The sequence below is a fragment of the Paraburkholderia sp. DD10 genome (assembly GCF_049177125.1).
GTDB lineage: Bacteria > Pseudomonadota > Gammaproteobacteria > Burkholderiales > Burkholderiaceae > Paraburkholderia > Paraburkholderia terricola.
The window spans coordinates 1976272-1997332 of the sequence record NZ_CP185392.1 but is presented as its reverse complement, the minus strand read 5'-3'; the positions used below and the strand labels follow the sequence as shown (position 1 = coordinate 1997332).

Genomic DNA, 21061 nt, shown 5'->3' with positions numbered 1-21061 from the left:
GATGTGGCAAATTCAGGTGACCTTCTTATGAACGATGAACTCGCGATGGACGACAGCTACCCGGTGACGTTCGAACCGCTCGGCCGCACTCTCGCCGTGCGGCGGGCGCAGGCAATACTTTCCGCGGCGCTCGCGAGCGGTTACCCGTTGGCATATAACTGCAGGAATGGGGTCTGCGGCTCGTGCAAGGCGAAGGTCACGCAAGGTCTGGTCGATCACGGGGAAACGGCGTGTCGCGGCATTTCGGAAAAGGAGCAGAGCGAGGGCTTCGCGTTACTCTGTCAGGCAAAGCCGCTTTCCGCGGTGACGGTCGTTTGCCAGGTTGTCAATGCCGTCGAGGGCTTGCCGCTCCGGCGCGTTGCCGCCCGCGTTCACGAACTGGACCGGCTTGCGGACGACGTGATGCGCATCAGGCTCAAGATGCCGGCGAAGGATCCGATCAAGTATCTGCCGGGTCAATACATCGACATCCTGATGAACGGCGGAATTCGCCGCAGCCTTTCGGTGGCCAGCTCGCCGAACGACGGCGAATTCATCGAGCTTCACCTGCGCAACTACGGTGGCCCGTTCAGCACCCACGTGTTCAACAAGATGAGGGTCAGCGATCTGCTTCGTATCGAGGGCCCGATGGGAACATTCTTTATTCGAGGTGAAAGCGAAAAGCCGATTGTCTTTGTCGCAAGCGGGACCGGGTTCGCGCCGATCAAGTCGATGATCGAACACGAAGTACGCAAGCAAAGTCGTCGTTCGATGAGGCTCTACTGGGGCGGCCGGCGACCCTCCGACCTCTACCTCGATACGCTTGCGCAACAGTGGGTGAAGGAACACGGCATCACCTACGTCCCCGTTGTCTCCGATCCTCGGCCGGAAGATCGATGGACCGGGCGGACGGGGTTCGTGCATCGCGCGGTGATGGAGGATTTTCCGGATCTGTCCGGCCATCAGGTCTACGCGTGTGGTGCACCCATCGTCGTTCAGTCCGCACAGCAGGATTTCACCGCGGAGTGCAAGCTTCCGGAAAGCGAGTTCTACGCGGACATGTTCGTGTCGAGCACACCGTCGAATCCGTAAGCGGGAAGGCCTGGCGCTGCGATGTGCAAGTCAATCAGAGATCAACAGGGTTCGAAATGGAAACAGCCGTGAGCCATGTAATTGTCGACAGACACGACGACGTGCTCTGGATTAGGGTCAATCGTCCGGAGAAAGCGAATGCAATGACGGTCGCAATGGTCGAGCAGATAGGCGAGGCAATCGTCGCGAGTGGCGGGGACCCGACGATCCGGGCGGTATTGCTGACGGGAGCCGGCGAGCGGCTCTTTACAGCAGGTGTGGACGTCCGCGAGAAAGCAGAAGACGGCGACGTCGCGCGCCAACGCGAGCGGCGCTCGCGCGCCTTGGCGGCACTGCAGGATGCGGTGATCGATGCGCCCAAACCCGTGGTGGTCGTGCTCAACGGTGCAGCAATCGGCGGCGGTGCGATGCTCGCACTTCTCGCCGACGCGTGTGTCGCGGTGGACACGGCGGAACTCGCATTGCCTGAAATAGATCTCGGCATCGCGACCTATTCCGGCGCAAACATTCTCGCGACGATTGGTGGACGTGCGCTGGCCCTGGATCTGATACAGAGCGGGCGGAGAATGCCCGCAAGTGAGGCGATGAGCCGCGGTCTGCTGCAGAGCGTGGCGTCGCGCGACGGCCTCACGAGCGCGGCGATGGCGGTTGCCACAAAGCTCGGCGGAAAGGATGCCGCGGTGTTCGCGGACAACAAGCGCTGGATTAATCGCGCATTGAAGGCTGCGCTGGCCGAGGCACGGGAAGAACACGCACGCCATCGGGCACGTGCCGCGCAGTAACGTTAAATCCGGACCGGGCAGGTACTCCCGGAAAAGGCTACGGAAGGATTTCAAAAAGGGGAAGGGAGTTCAGAATGGCGGATCTTGAAATCAGTATCGTCGATCGCGTAATGGTCGCGCAGTTGAATCGGCCGCAAACGAAAAATGCGCTCAGCGAAGACATGCTGGAACTGCTTCGAAACGCGCTGAGATCGGCCAATGACGACGCCGCGATTGGCTGTTTCGTCATCACGGGAGCGGGCGATGCGTTTTGCTCGGGCGGCGATCTCGGGCGGCGCTCGGCGGAAGATGCGGCGCTCGACCCCACGCCGCTCGAACGCAGGCATCGCCTGCAGAACGTTACGCACAAGGTTGCGCTCGCGGTGGAGGAATTCGAAAAGCCTCTGATCGCGGCGGTGAATGGCGCCGCGGTCGGCGCGGGGATGGATCTGTCGCTGATGTGCGACATGCGTTTCGCCGGCGTTTCCGCCCGATTCGCGGAGGCGTACATCCGTGTCGGGTTGCTACCCGGCAATGGCGGCTGCTATTTTTTGCCGCGGCTCGTCGGTCCCGCGAAGGCGCTCGAGCTTCTATGGACGGGTGAGTTCGTGTCCGCCGAAGAGGCTCTGAGGATCGGGATCGTCAATCGCGTGTTCAGCGACGAGTCCCTGATAGACGAAACGCTCGCATTCGCGAAGCGCCTCGCCGACGGACCGCCGATCCAGTTGCGTGACATCAAGAAGCTCATGTATCAGTCGATGAAAACCGACTTGCGAACGAGCCTCGAATCCGTCGCATCGCACATGGCGGTCGTGCAATCGACTGCCGATTACAAGGAAGCGATCCAGGCTTTCAAGGAGAAGCGAAAGCCGACATTCCAGGGCAAGTGACGAGGCCGGTGGTCCGGTCGCGAGGGAATCGGGCGATTGATACGAGCTGATGCGAGCGCGGCGCTGCGGCCTGGTTCTAGCCGCTGACGGTTGCCCTGTGTTCTGTCATCGCCACATGAGCGCCGCGGCTACCAGAGCCGGGTCGGGGCAATTCCACCGCCAAACGACGATGGCTCAATGAAACGTATCCCGGTCAGTGGAACCACGTGCTAACATATGCGGGCTACATCGCCCGTTTCGCCGGTCGCCGTCTTTTGCGTTGGCCGGCACTTGGCACACCAAGTCTAAACAAATCCCACGATGGAATACTGCCGATATGATGCGCTCAGTTCAACGTATCCTCGCCGTTTTTGAAAGTTTCAGTGCCGAGCGAAGCAGTCTGTCGCTCCAGGAGATCGCAGACCGGATCGAATTGCCGAAGTCCACCACGTTCCGGATCGTGCAAAGTCTGGAGCGCGCGGGGTATCTGGTCCGTCTGGAGGACAGTCAATATTGCCTGTCGTTCCGATTCACGAGCCTGGCGGGTCTGGTTCGCAGCACGCTCGGCATTCGCGAGATTGCCCGTCCGTTCCTGCTGACGCTGGCGGAGGAAACGAAGGAAACGGTTTCTATCCATACGATCAGCGGCACGGATCGCGTCTGCATCGATTCAGTTTCAACGGCGTCGGCGCCGCTGCGTGCTGTCGTTCAGGCGGGAGAACATATTCCGTTGCTGAAGGGTTCGGCATCGAAGGTGCTGATGGCATATTTGCCGAAAACGGAACTGGCGCCGATCGTCACCAACGTTGCGCGCGCCGGCAAGCGAACCAAGAGTGACGTGCTCGAGGAACTGGAACGGGTTCGCGAGCAGGGTTATGCGGTCTCCCATGGCGAGCGGCTCCTCGGCATCTCGGCGATTTCCGCGCCGATCAGGGATTTCAACGACGAGGTGCACTACTGTCTGTCAGTCGGTGCGCCAACCGTCAGAATGCAAATGCACGAGAAGGAATTCATCAAGCTCGCCGTGAATGCAGCCAAGGACATTTCGCGGCAATTCGGCGGAAAAACCTGACATAAAGAAAGCCCGTGTCCGAGCCTTCCTCTGGCCACGGTTAGAAGAGCGAGCCGACCATGCCTCCTTCAACGGCGATGGTCGACCCCGTGATGAATCCCGCTTGCATGGAAGCGAGAAACGTCACCACGCCGGCGAGTTCTTCCTGCGTGCCCATGCGTCCCAACGGCGTGAGCTTCTTACGAGCCGTGGCCTGATCCGCGGTGTAGGCGGCCGTCCCCGTGCGGTGCGGCGTTTCAATGAGCGCCGGCGCCACGCAGTTGGCGGTGATGCCTTTGGAGCCGAGTTCATTCGCCAGATGCTTCATGTAGGCGGTCACGCCCGCGCGGAACACGGTCGACAGGCTATGGTGCGGCATTGGCGACTTCACGGAAGCCGACGTGACCGCGATGAGGCGGCCCCAGCCGCGATCCTGCATGAGCGGAACCATCCGGCCAAGTACGTGAATGGCGCTCCACAACTGATTCCGATAAGCCTCGTCCCACCGTGCCTCGTCCGATTCGTCCACCGTTGCGCGGATCGGGTTCGGCGGGCGGCTCGTGTTGAGCACGACGATGTCCGGGCCACCGAATTCGCCCTCGAGAACGGTCGCGAGCCGCTGTACATCATTTTCGACGCGCATGTCGCCCGGCACCCCCACGGCTCGGACACCATATTTCTGTTCGATCTCGTCGGCTACCGTGTGCAGCGTGTCGGCCGATCGCGCAAACAGCACGACGTTCACGCCTTCCGCAGCCAGCGCGTGCGCGATGTTCTTGCCCATTCCGCCGCTCGACGCAGTCACGAGGGCCGTTTTTCCATTGATCCCTAAGTCCATGTTCATGCTCTCAAAGCTGATGTAAAAGGAATGCGGGGCAGGCCTCGTCAAGCGGAAACGATCACCTCGTCACCCTCGACGCTAAAGCGGTGCGGCATGTCTTGCGACACCCACTCCATGTACGAGAGCACTTCGTTGAACCGGCGATCGTCCGGACGGAGCACCTCGGGACGATACTGCCTGTCGATCGCCATTGGCAGGAACGATGTACGCACGATGCCTTCTCTCGACACCTGTGCCTTTGCCAGCAAGCTTAACGTGCACGCTTTCCCATATGGCATCAGCGGGTAATCCGGATCGAGATCCGTGTGATTTCGCACGGCACCATGCGCCCACGCGGGTTCTTCTCGCCAGGACGGCGCGGCGAACGGCTTGGTCATTGCGAATACGCCGAGGCTGTAGAAAATAGTCTTGCCCTTATACACCTCGATCGCCTTCGGTATATGCGGAGAATGCCCGACGACAAGGTCGGCGCCCGCGTCGATCGCCGCATGCGCGACCGCGACGTGATAGTCGGGGATGATGCGGGGCAGGCGAATCACGCCGGCATGAAAAGCTAGAACGGCTATATCGACGTGGCGACGCAACGCCGTCAGGTCTTCCAGCAACATCTCGAGGTCGCGCGGATCAGGTTCGGTTCTAATTCGAACCGATTCATGAGGTCCACGGGTTTCGTAACAGGTCTTGATGCCGATATTCATCACACCCGGCTTGTCCGGGCCGGCATCGGTGCCGCGGGCGGCAACCGACGTGTACCCGAGATAACCGACCTTTATGCCGTTTTTTTCGACAATCGCGGGCTGGCGGGCTTCAGCGCGGTTCCTGCCGGCACCCGTCACCAGTACGCCGCGGGAGGTCATCAGCGCTCTCGTATCGAGCATCGCTTCGGCGCCGGCGTCCAGACTATGATTGTTTGCCATCGTCACGGCGTCGAACAGCCCGCCGGTGAAGATCTGCGCCATCTCGACCGGTTGACAGACCTGAGGCGCATGGTCCGTCTTCACGCCGCGCGCCGAATAGGCGCGCATGCAGTTAATGAAGCGGAAGTCGGCGCTCTCCAGTGCGGGCCGGACGAGTTCGGTGTACCCCTCGATCGGAAAGCCGTCCGCCGGGCCGTGAACCGGACCGCAATCCCCTGCGATCAACAACGATGATAGCTTTGTCACTGCTCCTCCTCAGGGCCGTAAGCCGTTCTGCCGAGACCACATTTTCACGCATGCAAGGCAGGCCGGGCAACGTATTTTGGTTTCATTGATCGGAACGCATGCTGGTAACCAGAACCTATGATAGCATCACTTCCTACGCTGGATAGGAGTACCTTTCGGTCTCGCGCGAAGTCGGTCTGCGAAATGCGCGGTTGTCGTTGCTTGCGCAGCGAGGCGAGGCGGTGCGTTGCGTTTCGCGGCCATGGCGAGCCGGTGAAATTAATCGTTGGAGCAAGAGGAGAACAGGATGAATTCATCTGATCGTGGCCCCGGCTGGACACCTGAGAAGCGGCTCGACGGCAAGGTGGCCGTGGTCATCGGCGCAGGACAGAGCCCCGGCGAAGGGTTCGGCAACGGCCGCGCGACGGCGATGCGCTTTGCCCGTGAAGGCGCACGTGTACTCGCTGTCGACCGAAGTATCGAGTCTGCGGAGGAAACGGCCGCGCTGATCCGTGGCGAAGGTTTCGAAGCGGTCGCATTTGCAGCGGACGTGACGCGCGAGAGCGAACTCCGCCAGGCAATGCTCGATGCCAGGCAACGCTGGGGCTCTCTCGACATCCTGCATAACAACGTCGGCGTAAGCCTTGGCGGCGGCGATGCCGATCTGATGGATCTGACGGAAGAACGGTTCGACAACGTCTGCCGGATCAACCTGCGCGGCACGATATTCGCTTGCAAGCATGCCGTGTCGATCATGCGTGAACAGCGCTCGGGGGTCATCGTCAATGTTTCGTCCGCCGCGGCGGTGGGAAAATATCCGTATGCGGCTTATAAGGCGACAAAGGCGGGCGTAATCGCATTCACGGAGCAACTGGCGCTTCAGAATGCGTCGTTCGGCATTCGGGCGAACTGCATTCTGCCGGGACTGATCGCGACGCCCATGGCGGTCGATACGAGAGTGCGCGAATGGAATCAGCCGCGCGAGCAGGTCGAGGCCGAGCGCAATGCGAAGGTGCCGCTGGGCCGACAGGGGACAGGCTGGGACGTTGCAAACACTGCGCTGTTTCTCGCGTCGGACGAGGCGAACTTTATTACGGGCATTTCCGTGCTCGTCGACGGCGGACGCGTTCTGAACCGCATTTGACGATCTCAGCGCAGGCGGGGCGAAGCAGTTGCGCGCCCCGCCTGCCCGCCTGTGTTCATGCGCGAACTGCCGTGTCGAGCGGGTCCGCTACGCGTCATTGCAGGCCCACAACGCCCATCCAGTACTGAAGCTGCGCACCTGTCGTTTCCACGTCGTACTTCAGAATGAACTCGAGATGCCCGGTCGGCAGGATGCGGAATACCGATAGTGCCGCGGGCACCAACGCCGTCGTCGCCCCGTTACGGACAGCAAGCGCCTTGATGCTTGCGGTGACCAGCAGGCGTCCACCCGGATCGCAAGCAAACGTGCGAACGTGAAACGACTGCGTGTCTGCGTGCTGAACGAGTGTCGGCTGCCCGGACTCTGGATCGATACGAAAGACGGCGATATTGTTTTCGCCGCCGCCGAACACCTTCCGGCCATCGACCTCCACCGTGTGATCGGCGCGGTTGGCAACATAGACCCATTGCCCGCTCGGGTGAACGTGAACGGGCCCGCCCAGTTGCCGCGGATTCACCTGCTGCGGCGCCGCGAGCAAGTCGCATGCGTAGGCCGGTCGTGACTCGATCGAGCCGTCATTGAAGCGGAACATATACAGCCGATTGGTTCTTTCATCTGACGCATAGAGCCAGGGCTTCGATGGGTGGAAATCGATATGCCGGGGGCCGAACCCGTATCCGCCGTCGGGCGCGACCACAGCGCTCGCAGATAATCTCCCGTCTACGAAATCGAGGGTTCGAAGCGCGCCTGGCTGCTCCGGTCGTTCGCCCTGGGCATTGTTCCCGCGATCGACGATCAATGCGGGCGATCCGGCGGGGAACACCATGACCTGATGCGGATAAATTCCGTAGTCCAGGTCTGCCGTCTGCGCGATCTCATCACCGATTGCACCGTCAGGCGAAATGCGATGCACCGTGATACCGCTCGTCGGAAAGTTGTGGCCATTCAGGATGAATCGACCAGAAGGATCGACGCACATGTGGACAGCCCGACGCTTGAGCGGCTTCGGTTCACCATGCAGCGACAAGGAACCGTCTGGCGCAATCGCGAGCGAACTCACATGGTTATAGTCGGACGCGACTCTCGGGCCGCTGTTACTCGTGGAAACGTATAGATGCCTGCCCGATGGATGAGGCCACGCATACTGTACCTTCGCGGGGACGGTGATCGTGTGTTTCTTCGTGAGCGTGGCCGCGTCGACGTCGACTTCATAGTGCGTGATTACGTCGTCGACTGCGCTGTACAAAGCTGTACCTGCCATTTGATTCTCCGGTAGTAGGCTCCGCTGCAGCAGGTGTGCGCACCGTCACTCACGGTACGCGTCCCGCACGCGGCTGATTACATAACACGGCAAGCGGTCTCTCTTCGCAATATTATAAGGAACCCGAAGTTAACGTTTCCGGCGGCCAGCTCGTGCCTGCTGATCGTGGCTCAACGTGAACATCGGAATCGAGAAGCCGCCTTCCGACTTCTTGCATACGACTTTCACGCGCTGGCCGATCCTGACGCGATCGAGGTCCGTGTCGACGATGTTGGTCAGCATCGTCGGTCCGTCGTCGAGTGTCACATAGGCAATGCAATACGGCGTGGGCGTTCCACGCCGAGTAACGCTGAACGTGTAGATGGTCCCGGTTCCGTTCGTGGTCGTCCATTCCACGTCGGAGCTCCAGCAGAATGGGCATAGCGCTCTCGGATAGTGGTGCGATTGCTTGCATGCGTTGCAGTGCTTGACCACCAATCTGCCTTCCGACGCGGCGTCGAAATACGGCTCATCACCCGGGTTCAGCGCGGGATCGTTGATCTTTCGGTCGATATAGTCGGTCGTCATTTGTTCATTCCCTTTCCATGATGAGCGTTGCTGCGCCATGACGGTGTCCGATTGCGCCGCCGATGCCACTGGCAAGCGCGAGCGTGCAATCGGGAACCTGCAACTTGGGGTGCGCTTCGCCGCGCAGTTGGCGGACCGCCTCGATGATCTTCGTGATCCCGCCGCGATTGGAAGGATGGTTGTTGCAAAGGCCGCCACCGTCGGTGTTGAACGGAAGTTTTCCCACCCCCGATATCAGGTTGCCGTCGGCAGCGAACTTGCCTCCGTCGCCCTTCTTGCAGAAGCCCAGATCTTCCAGTTGCATAACGACTGTAATCGTGAAGCTATCGTAAATCGACGCGTATTGGATGTCGGACGGTTGTACGCCGGCTTCTTCGAACGCGCGCGGGCCGGTCCATGCGACGCCTGTATACGTGAGGTCGATCTTGCCGCCCATCTGATGCTTGGTGGACTCGCCGCTGCCAATCACCTTGACTCGCGGACGATTGAGCGACTTCGCGATTTCCGGCCGCGCGACGATCACGGCGCCGCCGCCATCGCTGACCACGCACGAGTCCAGCCTGCGTAACGGATCGGAGATCATCGGCGAATTGAGGACATCTTCCACGCTGACCACTTTCTGCAGCATCGCATTGGGGTTGTATTGCGCATGTTGCGATGCAGCCACCTTGACCCATGCAAGTTGCTCGCTGGTGGTGCCGTAGTCGTGCATATGCCGCATCGCGGCCATCGCGTACAGATTCACCGTCACCGGGCCGTATGGAATTTCGTACGGCGCATCCGGCAGATTCACTCCGCGCACGCGCACCTGAGTGCCTGAAATGCCTTCCGAATTGGGACGTCCAGCGAGTGTAATCAGCGCGACGTTGCATTTGCCGGCTGCGATGGCTTGGGCTGCGTGCGCGACATGGATCAGATAAGAGCATCCGCCCATGTCGGTCGAATCGATGTGTTTCAGCTTGTTCAGGTTGAGGTAGTTCGACATCGACCATGCGTTGGCCCCAGGCGCGTCACCGGCGCAAAAGTATCCGTCGATATCGTCCTTCGAGAGCCCGGCGTCTTCTAGCGCGCCTTTGGCAACTTCGGCGTGCAATTGAGCGACCGAGTGGTTCGGCGCCTTGCGCAAAGGGTGTTCGTACGCGCCTACGATGTAAGCCTTGCCTCTGATAGTCATATCTCGACACTCCTTAATGCTGCTTGGAAAACATTCGATCAGCCGTTGATTGGCGCTCTTGCCTCTGTGACCGCGGCGCATTTCCGACGACTGCGGCGCCGCGCTGCTGATGCAGACGTGCCGTGGTGTCCGCAATTCAGGGTTTCAGTGAATGGAATCGATGCTGTACAGTAAAACACATGATACCATTGGTTCGACGTCGCACAGCGATGCGCGAGCAAGCGAAAAACGGACACGGCGATAGCGGGATACGGAGCTTCGCATCCCGTTCTTGCATCCACGCGCCGGCGGACGCGGGAGCGGTTCGCGATTCTCGGCAGCCGCGGTGCGTGACCGGTTTGTTCGTACGATAGGGAAGAGAGATGAGCGAAGTTCAGCAAGTGGAGTACACGGTGGAAGACGGTGTTGCCGTCATCACGGTCGACAATCCACCTGTCAATGCGCTGGCGCCAGGCATGCGCGAAAGCATCATCGACGGGATTGCACGTGCGAACGCCGATTCGGGCGTGATGGCGATTGTGCTTATTGGAGCGGGTCGCAATTTCATCGCGGGCGCCGATATCCGGCAGTTCGGCAAGGCGCGCACCGTGACTAGCAGCGTGAGTACCGCCGCGCTGGACGCGAGCGGGAAGCCTGTGATTGCTGCGCTACACGGCTACGCACTCGGGGCCGGGCTTGAACACGCGCTCGCATGCCATTACCGGATTGCATCGGAGGATGCGAAGGTGGGCCTGCCCGAGGTCGCGATCGGTGTCATCCCGGCGGGCGGCGGCACGCAGCGACTTCCGCGCTTAATCGGCCCGGAGGCTGCGTTGGACATCATCGTGACGGGGCGTCATGTCTTGGCGGACGAGGCGCTGCGCCTGGGTATCGTTACGGACGTCGTGCATTTGAATCAATTGCGTCCGGCCGCGCTCTCTTTGGCAAAGCGCGTTGCTGACGTCAGACCATTACCGCGCCTACGTGACAGGACAGAGCGCATCGGAGCAACGAGCTTTGAGCGTGCGCAATGGGACGCCGCGCGGGAGAAGGCAGCCCGCAGAGCAAAGTTTGTGAAGGCGCCTCATTGTGCGATTGCCTGCGTCGAGGCCGCACTCGATAAACCGTTCGAAGAAGGCATTCAATTGGAGCAGCGATTGTTTGCCGAGTTGGAGACTTCAGACCAGGCCAAGGCACTGCGCTATGCGTTTTTCGCGGAACGGGAGGCTGCGAAGATCCCCGGCGTTCCCGCCGCTTTGAAGCCCGAAAGCATGCGCTCGGCGGCCGTGATAGGCGCCGGCACGATGGGCAGTGGCATCGCGATGTGTTTCGCGGATGCGGGCATTCCGGTGAAACTGCTGGAAGCCACGCCCGAAGCATTGGAGCGAGGTCTGAAGCGCATTCGCGACACGTACGCGACGAAGGTCAAACGGGGCAGCCTCACGCAACAGGAAATGGATGCGCGGATGGGCTATATCGAGCCAGCCGGGCGCTATGAAGAAATCGGCCATTGCGATGTGGTCGTCGAGGCGGTGTTCGAGCGAATCGATCTCAAGAAAGAGGTGTTTTCGAAGCTCGACGCCGTGATGAAAAAAGGCGCATTGCTGCTCACCAATTCGTCTGCGATCGACATCAACACAATGGGCGCAATGACCGGACGGCCCGCCGATGTGGCCGGCGCGCACTTCTTCGCTCCGGCGAACGTCATGAAGCTGTGCGAGGTCGTCAGAGGCGATCAGACGTCGATCGAGACGATTGTTCGGGCAGCGAAGATGGGCAGGGATCTCGGCAAGGTAAGCGTAGTGTCGGGTACGTGCGACGGCTTCGCCGCAAACCGCAGCCGCGCGCTGCTCGTCACGGAAATGATGTTGATGCTCGAGGAGGGCGCGCTGCCGGAGCAGATCGACAAGGTGATGGTCGAATTCGGCTATCCGATGGGGCCGTTTGCTGTCAGCGACCTGTCCGGTCTCGACGTCAGTTACGACACGCGCAAGCGTCGCGCCGCGGCGGATCGGACCTATCGCAAGCTTCATGTACCGGATCGCATGGTCGAAATGGGTCGAAAGGGCCAGAAATCGGGTGCCGGCTGGTATCGATACAACGAAGGTGACCGGACGCCATATCCGGACGACGAGGTCAGGCAGATCATTGCGGGCGTTGCGGAAGAACTTGGGATTGCGCAACGCACTTTCACTGACGAGGAAATCCTGAGACGGATGTTGTTCGCTTCGATTAACGAGGCTTGCAAGATTCTCGAAGACGGCAAGGCATATCGGGCGAGCGACATCGACGTCATGTGGCTGTATGGCTTTGGTTTTCCCCGTCATCGGGGAGGCGTAATGTACTGGGCCGATTCGATTGGCGCGAAAGAGATTTATCGACAGGTCTGCGAGTGGCACGAGCGATACGGCAAGCGCTGGGAGCCGAGTCGTCTGCTGGCGGAAATGGCTCAAAGTGGTGGCTTGCTGCGCGATGTGAAGGGGCGCATGCAATAGAAGGACCATGTGCCGGACGGGCAACTCTCGGTTGCCTCGTCCGCCGTGATCCGTATCCGAAAGTTGGTTTGTTCGCAGTTCAGATAGGCAGGTGCAAAAGTGGAAAACATGGTAACCGGCGATAACTCTCCTGCGCAGCCGGCGCAGACGGAATTCAAGGTCTGGCAATGCGTTTTGTGTGGATTCGTTTACGACGAGGCCGAAGGACTTCCGGCTGAGGACATTCCCGCTGGAACGCGTTGGGAAGACGTCCCTGACAATTGGATTTGCCCCGAGTGCTCGGCGACAAAAGCCGACTTTGAAATGATCGAAGTTTGATCGCGAGACAATCTGGGCTCGCTGCTCGTGAGAGCGGGAGTCGCGACGATGCAGAATGGTCAATCATTGCGCTGTCTGGTCGAAAAATGGTTTGGCGGAACGGCCGGACGCGGCATACGTTTGACGCGCTCGGGCCTTGGCCGTCCCTATGAGGCACGCTGTGTTCGCGTAGTCACGACTGTGGCGGGGCGCGAATTGGCGATATTTTTCTTTCGGCACGATGACGGTTCGTGGTGCGTATCGCCGCCCAGAGATAGACGTGCCGTGTGGGAGGCGGGTATTTAGGCAGCAGCGCTCCAATGAAAAGCTTATCCGCCAAGCACGCTATCCTGGGAGGAACGTCATGGATGGCCACGTCCCGCAATCTGGCAATCAGGTTCGTTCTTACATCCATTTTCGCCACTGCGTGCGAAGCTGCTCCACCAGCTCCGCTTCGTAACGTCGATCGCCTCTGCGCTAAAGCCGACGTCCATGCGATTCCTGGCGTTGTCGAGCATAGTGCAAGCGGATCGGCCGGCGGGAGCGTCGGCGCGGCCGGTGCTAGATCATGGCGCGTCGTGGAGCACTGCCGGGCGTGCGTCGTGCGGATCTTCTTCGACCGACGTCCGAAGCCGGACGCCCCGCGTTTCAGGCACGAACTGCGTCGCAATCAGGCATGCTACTGCGATCATCGTGACATAGAGCGCCGGCGCGAACGGTGTACCGGTTGCCTGCGTCAGAAACGTGGCGATGAAGGGGCTCGTGCCGCCGAACACAGCGACGCTGATCTGGTATGAGATCGCGTGTCCGGTTGCCCGAAACGAGGTAGGGAAAAATTCCGGAGCGGTCACGAAGCTCGCACCACCGTTAATTCCGAGTCCGATCGCTAACAGAATCTGCCCCAACATGGCACCCGAAAGTGTGCCGGAAGCCGCAAGATATATTGCCGGGTAGGCGCCGAGCGCGAGCCAGGCCGCGCCGAACGTCATGACTCGCTTGCGACCAAATCGATCGCTCAGGAAGCCTCCCAATGGAAGCATCATAGAGAGCACGACCACCGCGGCCGCATTCGACAGGAGCGCCGACATCGGCTGGAGCTTGGCCACTCTGACGAGGAACGTGTACATGAAGCCGAGCAGCAGGTAAGCGCCGACCGCATACACTGGCTGGATCATGATGACGTGCATCATGCCCTTCAGGCCTCCGGAACTGAGCGCAGCGCGCAAAGGGCTATCCAGCTTGTTCTTGCGCGCGGCTTGCCTGAATTCCTCAGGCTCTTCAATGCTGCGCCGGAGCCAGAAACCGACCACGCCGATCAGGCCGCCTAGCAGAAACGGCACTCGCCAGAGCCACTCCGTGTATGCGGCCGAACCTACAGCCTGCAGCGCGATCAGGAGTCCTGCGACAACTGCATTCGGCAGGTGAGAAAAGACTAGCGTGAAGCCTAGCCATTGACCCCGTTTATCGCTTGGCGCGGCCTCGATGATATAGCTCGTTGTACCGGATGTCTCGCCGCCCAGCGCAAGCCCTTGGGCGACACGACACAGCACCAGCAAGATCGGCGCTGCAAGGCCGATCTCGGCGTACGTCGGCAGCAAACCGATGAGCGCGGTGCCGAGCGCCATGAGCCAGACCGTCATCGCCATGATTTTGACTCGCCCGATTCGGTCCGCGAGCATACCGAACATCAGGCCGCCAAGCGGTCGGGCAAGAAATGCGACCGCATAGACGGCGAACGTGCTGAGTATTGCCGCGGTCCTGTTGCTTCCCGGAAAGAAGTGTCCGGCCAGCACCGGTACGGAAAATCCGAAAACGGCGAAATCGTATATCTCGCCAAAGTTTCCGATGGAACCGGCGGCCAGGGTGCGCCGAGTACTGGACTTAGCCATTTTTGTCTCCCCCAATTTTTGGGTTGGTTTTGCTAATGCATATTGCGAACAGATGACTTACGCGAAAGCGGATGGCCAGCAGACGCAAAGCGCCTGCCGGCTCGGTCCGGGATGCCGCGCGGGGCCAGAGCCGCTATTGCGCCGGACCCGCGTCGACAACATTTCGCAGCGCAAAATAACTGCGACGGGCTTGCGCGATTGCAAGCTGGTGACAGCTGTCAATCAAAGGCGCATGAGAACCGATTTCGTCTGGGTGTACGCTTCGATCGACTCGGCGCCCATTTCTCGCCCGTAACCTGACTGCTTGTATCCGCCGATCGACATCACCGCGTCGGTTTCCGCATAGGTGTTGATCCAGACGCGGCCGGATTTGAGCGCCCGTGCGATGCGGTGCGCCCGGCCGATGTCGCGCGTCCAGACCGCTGCCGCCAGCCCATACAGCGTATCGTTGCCCTTGAGAACGGCGTCCTCTTCGTCACGGAACGGAATGATCGACAGCACGGGGCCGAAGATCTCTTCTTGCGCGATTCGCATGTCGTTGGAGACATTGGAAAACACCGTGGGCTGTACGAAATACCCGACGTTGCCGACGCGTTGGCCGCCGATGTTCAAGCGTGCTCCATCTGACTTGCCCGAGTCGACGTAGGAAAGCACGCGCTCCATTTGCCTTTGGGAGACGAGCGGACCCATTTGGGTATCGTGCTGTAACGGCGAACCGATCCGGTACTGCGACGCGATAGCCGAAACGCGGTGCGCGATTTCATCGTGCAGGCTTTCGTGTACGAACAGGCGCGTGCCCGCCGAGCAAATTTGGCCAGAATTTCGACAAAACGCGACGACGGCAGCCTCGACGGCCCTGTCCAGGTCGGCGTCGGGGAAAATGATGTTGGGTGACTTGCCGCCAAGTTCGAGCGTCACTTTCTTCATATTTCCCGCCGACGCCTGCAAGATCTGTTTTCCGACGCCGGTGGAGCCGGTGAAAGCGATCTTGTCGATGTCGGGATGAGCCGACATCGCCGCGCCGGCGGTCGCTCCAAACCCGGGGACGACGTTGACCACACCCGGTGGCAGACCCAGTTCATGGATCAGTTCCGCAAGGCGCACAGTGGAAAGCGGCGCCTGTTCGGCCGGCTTCAGGATAGTGGTGTTGCCGCACGCCAATGCCGGGCCAAGCTTGGACGCCGCCATGACGATCGGCACATTCCAGGCATTAATCAGCGCGCACACGCCCATCGGCTCCCGCAGCATGTAGATGAATCGGGAGTCGTCCGTTGGACTGGTCGTGCCGTGGATTTTCGTGACCCAGCCGGCGTAGTAGCGGAACAGATCAGCAGCTGCACCCACCCGACCGAGAGAGGCCGCGACAGGACTGCCCATGTCGAGGGTTTCGAGCACCGCCAGTTCTTCCGCATGCTGCTCGATCGTGTCCGCAATCCTGAGCAAATAGCGAGCGCGTGTGTGAGGAGAGATGCCGCTCCAGGTACTGGATTCGAACGCCTTACGTGCGGCAATCACTGCCCTGTCGATGTCGGCGCTATCCGCTTCGGCAACTTCAGCGAGTATTTCTTCCGTTGCCGGGTCACTCGTCGTGAATCTCCGGCCCGATGCTGCTTCGACCCATTCGCCACCGATTAGCAGCCGCTTAGGGCTGGAATTCAGCCAGTCAAGCGCCTTTCTATGCCCAGCGCTGACAGGTGATTGAGCTCCTGATGAAGACGACATTATTTCAATCTCCTAATGAATATCGATCGTGGCGTGGACCCTGACGTCAGCAGTATCAACATGGAGTTCTCACGCTCGTTCCCTCTACGCACATCTGCTCCTGAACAACGATCCAGTACTACGTGTCGATTTATGGTGTTTTCTTTGTCTGACTAAATGCGCGGCCTGAGAACAATGGTGACGAGCACGATTTATCGAGCAGGTGTGATTCATACTAGCATGTATTTTGGTGATCAGTATCAGTTCCGGTGAATGGAACGCGGGTATCGGAGGTGCGGCGCCACGCCCCAATCGCACCGCCGGCGTATCGTCGACGCCGTATTGACCGCGCGTAGTCACCTGGTCAAGAAACACGGCTGTTCACGGCTTGATGCAGTCATCGTGGGGTTAGCACGGAGCGGAAATCTCGACCGTTGAAGTTGCTTGTTTGCAACAACAACGTCCGATGACGAAAGCGGATCGCGCTGGTGCTGTTGGCGCGTGCGTTCGCCCAATCTCAGCCGACTCGATCAGTTGCAGTTGCCCCAACGACGCATCGAGCTTGTCCGGCGATTGTGGTCACGTTATGTGGTCATAACGCGCAAGGTCGAAGAGAAAAAAAGAACACTCAACAGGATTCTGATTAGCGGTTTCTCTAAATCACAAAACGACTCCTCGATAAATATAGTTCGCCACGAGCTGCGTCAGCGCGGATCGACAAGGAGAGGGCTCATTGCAGGCCCTGTCTATCGGGATGGAGACACGTCAACTGAGGAAGTCGCATGAAAACAAAGGGGACTATTGGGCTTTTGCTGCTTGCATTCGCGGCGATCGGGCATGCACAAAGCAGCGTCACGCTGTACGGCCGTATCGATAACGGATTGACCTATTGGAGCGGCCGCGCCGACGGTCACCTGATCGGGGCGGAGAGCGGGAGTTTTGGAGAGTCGTGGTGGGGCATCCAGGGCACGGAGGATCTTGGAGGGGGCAATAGCGCGATTTTCAAGCTCGAAAGCGGGATCAACACGCTTAACGGAGCCGTTCAGAACGGTGGCCTGTTCGGGCGCCATGCATGGGTTGGCGTGGCCAACGACCGGTACGGGACGTTCAAGATGGGCAATCTGGGCGCCGGCGAAATCATGCAGGACAGTTACGATCTCGATCCGCAGGTCTTCCAGCAGTTCGCGCTCTCCACGCTGGTGCGTGGCCGCAACTGGTCCCAGGCGGGAAATGGAATAGAGTACTCGTCGCCCACTATTGGCGGCTTCGCGTTGAAGGGGCAGTACGATGTTACGAACAATGCGAACGGCTGGAATACGGCGGCGTCGAGCACCGGAGTTTCGGGTTCAGGGCCGAACCAGCTTGGGGGCGCACAGGGACGCGCCGACGGCATCAAGGCGGTGTACAACGCCAGCAATATCGAACTGCTCGCGATCTACGATGAAACGCGCGACCCGAATGGGAAATTCAGCAATGTGTATGTGAGTTCGCGGTCCGCGCTGGCCGGCGCCACCTACATGTGGGGACCGCTGAAAGCCTATGCCGGCTATCAGCATCTGAGCGCGCCGGACGCATCGTTATCGAGCTACGGCGTCGCGAGCGGAACCTTGCCATCCGGCGTGCGCGGTGTGCCGACAGCAGTGGATCATGAGTGGATCGGTCTTGGCTACAGAATCAACCCTGCTGCTTATGTGACAGGCGCCGTATTCCACGCGAATGCAAACGGTGGCAACGGCAACGCGACAATGTACACGCTCGGAGGAACGTACAACTTATCGAAACGGACGTTCTTTTATGCAGAGCTTGCGTATCTGCACAATAGCTCGACTTCCAATCTCGGACTGGGCAATGGCTACATCGATCCGTATGGGCCGAACCAAACGCAAGGCGGCGCGGCCGGAAACGTCTCGCCTAACTACGGTCACAGTCAATTCGGTGCGATCGCGGGTGTTATGACGTTGTTCTAGCCAGCGGATGTCGCGGTTGTCGGGAAATCCACTTGCTCGACTCGGAGCTGGCTTCGCTAGTCAATCGGGCGGCGCGCAACAGCGTCCTGCGCAATCATGTCAGCGCCCTTGGCGCCGATCATGAGTGTTGGTGCGTTGGTGTTGCCCGATGTGACGTGAGGCATGATCGAAGCGTCCACCACGCGCAGCCGTTCCACGCCGCGTACACGGAGTCGCTCGTCCACAACCGAGAGCATGTCACGTCCCATCTTGCAGGTGCCGCTTTGATGAGAAGCCGTATTGCCGGTTTCTGCCATGAAATCCAGCAATTGCTTATCGCTTCGAACCTGCGCCCCAGGTAAATGTTCGCTCACAACTCGTGAAGCAATGGGCTCCGTAGCCATGATCTGACGAATCTGCCGGACACCACTCATCATGACGCGGATGTCGTCCTCGTTCGTCAGAAAATTTGGCGTGAACACGGGCGCGTCGGCGGGGTTGGCGGACCGAAGCGTCACCGCGCCGGTTGTACGAGGACGTAATATGAATGCCGAGACGCCCAGACCCGGTTGCCGGTCCACTTCGACGTGTCCGCTCGAGTGGTAAGTGAAGGTCATTGGCCGGAAGCTGATCTGAAGATCGGCGTACTCGACCTCGGGGCCGCTCTTCACGAATGCGGCGACCTGTGACGAGCCTAACGCAAGGTAACCGTTGCGCGTCAGCAGATAGCGAGCACCTTCGAGGTACTTCCAGAGGCCACGGATATTGCGGTTATACGAACTCGATGCCGTCGACGTATATGTGGTGTGCACATAAAAGTGATCCTGCAGATTTCGACCCACGCCTGGAACGTCGGCAATCTGCTGGATACCATGTCGCTTGAGTTCCGCCCCGGGCCCCACGCCGGAAAGCATAAGCACTTGAGGAGAATTTAACGAGCCCGCTGACAGGATGACCTCCTTCGCGGCAGCGATCGACTGAAGCTGTCCGCCGTGGAGAATTTCGACGCCTGTCGCCTGCCGGTTGCCGTCAATCAGAACGCGATTGACCACGCAGTCCGTGCGAACGGTCAGGTTTGGGCGATCAAGAACGGGCTCGATGAAAGCGACGTATGCCGACTGGCGCCGTCCATCACGAATGGTGTGCTGCATGAAACCGACGCCATCGTGAAGCGCACCGTTCAGGTCCTCTGTGCGTGGAATTCCAACACGTTCCGCGGACGCTATAAAATCAAACGAGCTGGGAGCCTTCAAAGCCGGATCGCTGATCCACAGCGGGCCGGCAGCGCCGCGGTATTCATCGGCTCCACGCTCGTTATGCTCGATCTGCCTGAAATATGGCAAGACGTCGTCGTAACCCCACCCTGGATTGCCAAGATTCTTCCAGTTATCGAAATCGTTCCTATGGCCCCGGATATAAATCATGCCGTTGATGGAACTCGAGCCGCCCAGGCCTTTGCCACGCGGCCAGTACATCTTCCGGTTGCGCAATGCGGGCATGGACTCCGTGAAGTAGTTCCAATTGAGCTTTTTGTCGAAATAGAGCTTCGCCATTCCTGCTGGCGTGTGTACCCAAAATTTGTTCGACGGTGGTCCCGCTTCCAGCAACAAGACTTTGTTCGCGGGATTGTCGGTCAGCGTTCGAGCGACGACGCATCCGGCCGACCCCGCACCGACGATGATGTAGTCGTAGACTTCCATGGTTATGTACCTTTCTGATCGGGTGCCGTGAACTTCAATCGATGCCGTGGAGCACCTTGACGGCCGGTGCCCGCTCGACGACTGCATCCGTCGGAGACCTCTTGCGAATTGATCAGGCTCGACGTGCAGTCACATTTATCTAACCGCCGGGAAATTATCCAGGTTGGCCGGACCGCCGGGAAATGAATAAACTGGATACGTCCATAAACAATGACGCATGACCTGGGATGATTGATCGATGGAGAAGACCCTCAACAGCGTTCCATGGGCGCGCAAGCTGAAGCTGCGGCACCTCGAAGTTTTGCTGGCGCTTCATGAAACGCGGAATATCACAGCCGCAGCTACCCGCTTGCATATGACGCAACCCGCGTTGTCCCACTGGTTATCCGATCTGGAAAGCGTCGTAGGGCATGCGGTCTTTCTGCGTAATCGCCGCCTTGAGTTGACCTGGGCCGGCGAGGTGCTGCGTTTGCACGCGGAGCGAGTGCTGGGAGACGTCTATCGGACAGACGCAGAATTGAAGGCGGTACAGTCGGGGTTGCATGGACGGCTACACGTGGGCACGGGTCTGCCCCGCGTGCTTTTGCCTGAGGCAATCGCCAACCTGCAGGGAACTCGTCCAGGCATCTTCGTTTCCGTTGTCGAAGCGCCATTCACCACGCTGCTGGAGATGCTCGCGAATCAAAGCATCGATGTGATTATTGCGGCACTGGGGGCGACCGCACTCGGTTCCGGATTTGCCACCGAAGCGCTGATACCCGACAGCGTGCAGATGGTCGCGCGGCAAGGGCATCCATGCTTTCGGAATGGGGCGCCCCGATGGAACGAGCTTCTCGAATACTCGTGGCTTCTTCCACCTTCGGGCGCCGTGATGCGGGGCATCTTCGACGCCGCGTTTGCTGCACAAGGCTTGGCGCCTCCAACGCCTTGCGTCGAGGCAAGCTCATCCATCAGGGCACAGCTTCTTATGGGCGAGAACAACTACCTGTCCGTTCTGCTGGGCTCTGAATTGCAGTTGTACCAGTCGCAAGGGCTCGAGAAAGTGCGAGTTGAGCCCGATATGTGCTTTCCCGACATCGGGGCCATATGGGACCCTAATCGAGCAAGTCCGCTCGTATCACATTTTCTCGACGTGCTTCGAGCTACGTCGCGGTCAGCAATATAAATTAACAA

At 59.7% G+C, this 21061-nt stretch carries 17 protein-coding genes; 9 read left to right on the top strand and 8 right to left on the bottom strand.

Going from position 1 to position 21061, the window contains the following annotated elements:
• Positions 1-27 precede the first annotated feature (27 nt).
• From ACOCG7_RS09100 to ACOCG7_RS09085, 4 genes are all read left to right on the top strand, one after another.
• On the top strand, positions 28-1071 hold the full coding sequence (locus ACOCG7_RS09100; RefSeq protein WP_347143537.1) for a CDP-6-deoxy-delta-3,4-glucoseen reductase: 1044 nt from the start codon (positions 28-30) through the stop codon (positions 1069-1071).
• 56 nt (positions 1072-1127) lie between these two features.
• A complete protein-coding gene (locus ACOCG7_RS09095) occupies positions 1128-1853 on the top strand; it encodes an enoyl-CoA hydratase/isomerase family protein (RefSeq protein WP_347143536.1) in 726 nt (241 codons plus the stop codon).
• Between the two features lie 74 nt (positions 1854-1927).
• Entirely contained in the window at positions 1928-2722 is a 795-nt protein-coding gene (locus tag ACOCG7_RS09090; protein ID WP_347143535.1) for an enoyl-CoA hydratase/isomerase family protein, read from the top strand.
• Positions 2723-2981: 259 nt separating this feature from the next.
• Entirely contained in the window at positions 2982-3773 is a 792-nt protein-coding gene (locus ACOCG7_RS09085) for an IclR family transcriptional regulator (protein ID WP_235004909.1), read from the top strand.
• Positions 3774-3813: 40 nt separating this feature from the next.
• Here ACOCG7_RS09085 and ACOCG7_RS09080 read toward each other — a convergent pair whose 3' ends face one another.
• Both ACOCG7_RS09080 and ACOCG7_RS09075 read right to left on the bottom strand, forming a co-directional pair.
• On the bottom strand, positions 3814-4590 hold the full coding sequence (locus tag ACOCG7_RS09080; RefSeq protein WP_347143534.1) for an SDR family oxidoreductase: 777 nt from the start codon (positions 4588-4590) through the stop codon (positions 3814-3816).
• A 47-nt stretch (positions 4591-4637) separates the two neighbouring features.
• The gene (locus tag ACOCG7_RS09075; RefSeq protein WP_347143533.1) at positions 4638-5738 is read right to left on the bottom strand and encodes a CapA family protein; all 1101 of its coding nucleotides are present in this window, start codon (positions 5736-5738) and stop codon (positions 4638-4640) included.
• Positions 5739-6042: 304 nt separating this feature from the next.
• Here ACOCG7_RS09075 and ACOCG7_RS09070 point away from each other — a divergent pair, with 304 nt between their 5' ends.
• Positions 6043-6879: an SDR family NAD(P)-dependent oxidoreductase gene (locus ACOCG7_RS09070; protein WP_347143532.1), complete on the top strand. Its 837-nt coding sequence runs from the start codon at positions 6043-6045 to the stop codon at positions 6877-6879.
• A gap of 94 nt (positions 6880-6973) precedes the next feature.
• Here ACOCG7_RS09070 and ACOCG7_RS09065 read toward each other — a convergent pair whose 3' ends face one another.
• From ACOCG7_RS09065 to ACOCG7_RS09055, 3 genes are all read right to left on the bottom strand, one after another.
• Positions 6974-8140, bottom strand: coding sequence for a lactonase family protein (locus ACOCG7_RS09065; RefSeq protein WP_421375179.1), 1167 nt, complete (start codon positions 8138-8140; stop codon positions 6974-6976).
• Positions 8141-8269: 129 nt separating this feature from the next.
• Positions 8270-8707, bottom strand: coding sequence for a Zn-ribbon domain-containing OB-fold protein (locus ACOCG7_RS09060; RefSeq protein ID WP_347143530.1), 438 nt, complete (start codon positions 8705-8707; stop codon positions 8270-8272).
• 4 nt (positions 8708-8711) lie between these two features.
• Positions 8712-9881 carry a thiolase domain-containing protein gene (locus ACOCG7_RS09055; protein WP_347143529.1) on the bottom strand — a complete coding sequence of 390 codons (1170 nt, stop codon included), beginning with the start codon at positions 9879-9881 and terminating at the stop codon, positions 8712-8714.
• A gap of 362 nt (positions 9882-10243) precedes the next feature.
• Here ACOCG7_RS09055 and ACOCG7_RS09050 point away from each other — a divergent pair, with 362 nt between their 5' ends.
• Together ACOCG7_RS09050 and ACOCG7_RS09045 are read left to right on the top strand one after the other, a co-directional pair.
• On the top strand, positions 10244-12355 hold the full coding sequence (locus ACOCG7_RS09050) for a 3-hydroxyacyl-CoA dehydrogenase NAD-binding domain-containing protein (protein ID WP_347143528.1): 2112 nt from the start codon (positions 10244-10246) through the stop codon (positions 12353-12355).
• Positions 12356-12463: 108 nt separating this feature from the next.
• Entirely contained in the window at positions 12464-12673 is a 210-nt protein-coding gene (locus ACOCG7_RS09045; protein WP_073430591.1) for a rubredoxin, read from the top strand.
• A 545-nt stretch (positions 12674-13218) separates the two neighbouring features.
• Here ACOCG7_RS09045 and ACOCG7_RS09040 read toward each other — a convergent pair.
• Together ACOCG7_RS09040 and ACOCG7_RS09035 are read right to left on the bottom strand one after the other, a co-directional pair.
• Positions 13219-14541, bottom strand: a complete 1323-nt coding sequence (locus ACOCG7_RS09040; RefSeq protein ID WP_347143527.1) for an MFS transporter — start codon at positions 14539-14541, stop codon at positions 13219-13221.
• Between the two features lie 222 nt (positions 14542-14763).
• Positions 14764-16263: an aldehyde dehydrogenase family protein gene (locus tag ACOCG7_RS09035; protein WP_347143526.1), complete on the bottom strand. Its 1500-nt coding sequence runs from the start codon at positions 16261-16263 to the stop codon at positions 14764-14766.
• A gap of 761 nt (positions 16264-17024) precedes the next feature.
• On the opposite strand from ACOCG7_RS09035, the gene ACOCG7_RS09030 reads away from it, so the two are divergent.
• Positions 17025-18209 carry a porin gene (locus ACOCG7_RS09030; protein ID WP_347143525.1) on the top strand — a complete coding sequence of 395 codons (1185 nt, stop codon included), beginning with the start codon at positions 17025-17027 and terminating at the stop codon, positions 18207-18209.
• A gap of 56 nt (positions 18210-18265) precedes the next feature.
• Here ACOCG7_RS09030 and ACOCG7_RS09025 read toward each other — a convergent pair whose 3' ends face one another.
• The gene (locus tag ACOCG7_RS09025; protein WP_347143524.1) at positions 18266-19888 is read right to left on the bottom strand and encodes a GMC family oxidoreductase; all 1623 of its coding nucleotides are present in this window, start codon (positions 19886-19888) and stop codon (positions 18266-18268) included.
• 238 nt (positions 19889-20126) lie between these two features.
• Here ACOCG7_RS09025 and ACOCG7_RS09020 point away from each other — a divergent pair, with 238 nt between their 5' ends.
• Positions 20127-21053, top strand: a complete 927-nt coding sequence (locus ACOCG7_RS09020) for a LysR family transcriptional regulator (RefSeq protein WP_347143523.1) — start codon at positions 20127-20129, stop codon at positions 21051-21053.
• Positions 21054-21061: the final 8 nt, after the last annotated feature.

Bases quoted from the DNA above. Each gene is read 5' to 3' on its own strand.
- ACOCG7_RS09100 (WP_347143537.1), top strand. From the start codon at position 28: ATGAACGATGAACTCGCGATGGACGACAGCTACCCGGTGACGTTCGAA.
- ACOCG7_RS09095 (WP_347143536.1), top strand. From the start codon at position 1,128: ATGGAAACAGCCGTGAGCCATGTAATTGTCGACAGACACGACGACGTG.
- ACOCG7_RS09090 (WP_347143535.1), top strand. From the start codon at position 1,928: ATGGCGGATCTTGAAATCAGTATCGTCGATCGCGTAATGGTCGCGCAG.
- ACOCG7_RS09080 (WP_347143534.1), bottom strand. From the start codon at position 4,590: ATGGACTTAGGGATCAATGGAAAAACGGCCCTCGTGACTGCGTCGAGC.
- ACOCG7_RS09070 (WP_347143532.1), top strand. From the start codon at position 6,043: ATGAATTCATCTGATCGTGGCCCCGGCTGGACACCTGAGAAGCGGCTC.
- ACOCG7_RS09065 (WP_421375179.1), bottom strand. From the start codon at position 8,140: ATGGCAGGTACAGCTTTGTACAGCGCAGTCGACGACGTAATCACGCAC.
- ACOCG7_RS09060 (WP_347143530.1), bottom strand. From the start codon at position 8,707: ATGACGACCGACTATATCGACCGAAAGATCAACGATCCCGCGCTGAAC.
- ACOCG7_RS09055 (WP_347143529.1), bottom strand. From the start codon at position 9,881: ATGACTATCAGAGGCAAGGCTTACATCGTAGGCGCGTACGAACACCCT.
- ACOCG7_RS09050 (WP_347143528.1), top strand. From the start codon at position 10,244: ATGAGCGAAGTTCAGCAAGTGGAGTACACGGTGGAAGACGGTGTTGCC.
- ACOCG7_RS09045 (WP_073430591.1), top strand. From the start codon at position 12,464: ATGGTAACCGGCGATAACTCTCCTGCGCAGCCGGCGCAGACGGAATTC.
- ACOCG7_RS09040 (WP_347143527.1), bottom strand. From the start codon at position 14,541: ATGGCTAAGTCCAGTACTCGGCGCACCCTGGCCGCCGGTTCCATCGGA.
- ACOCG7_RS09035 (WP_347143526.1), bottom strand. From the start codon at position 16,263: ATGTCGTCTTCATCAGGAGCTCAATCACCTGTCAGCGCTGGGCATAGA.
- ACOCG7_RS09030 (WP_347143525.1), top strand. From the start codon at position 17,025: ATGAAAACAAAGGGGACTATTGGGCTTTTGCTGCTTGCATTCGCGGCG.
- ACOCG7_RS09025 (WP_347143524.1), bottom strand. From the start codon at position 19,888: ATGGAAGTCTACGACTACATCATCGTCGGTGCGGGGTCGGCCGGATGC.
- ACOCG7_RS09020 (WP_347143523.1), top strand. From the start codon at position 20,127: ATGGAGAAGACCCTCAACAGCGTTCCATGGGCGCGCAAGCTGAAGCTG.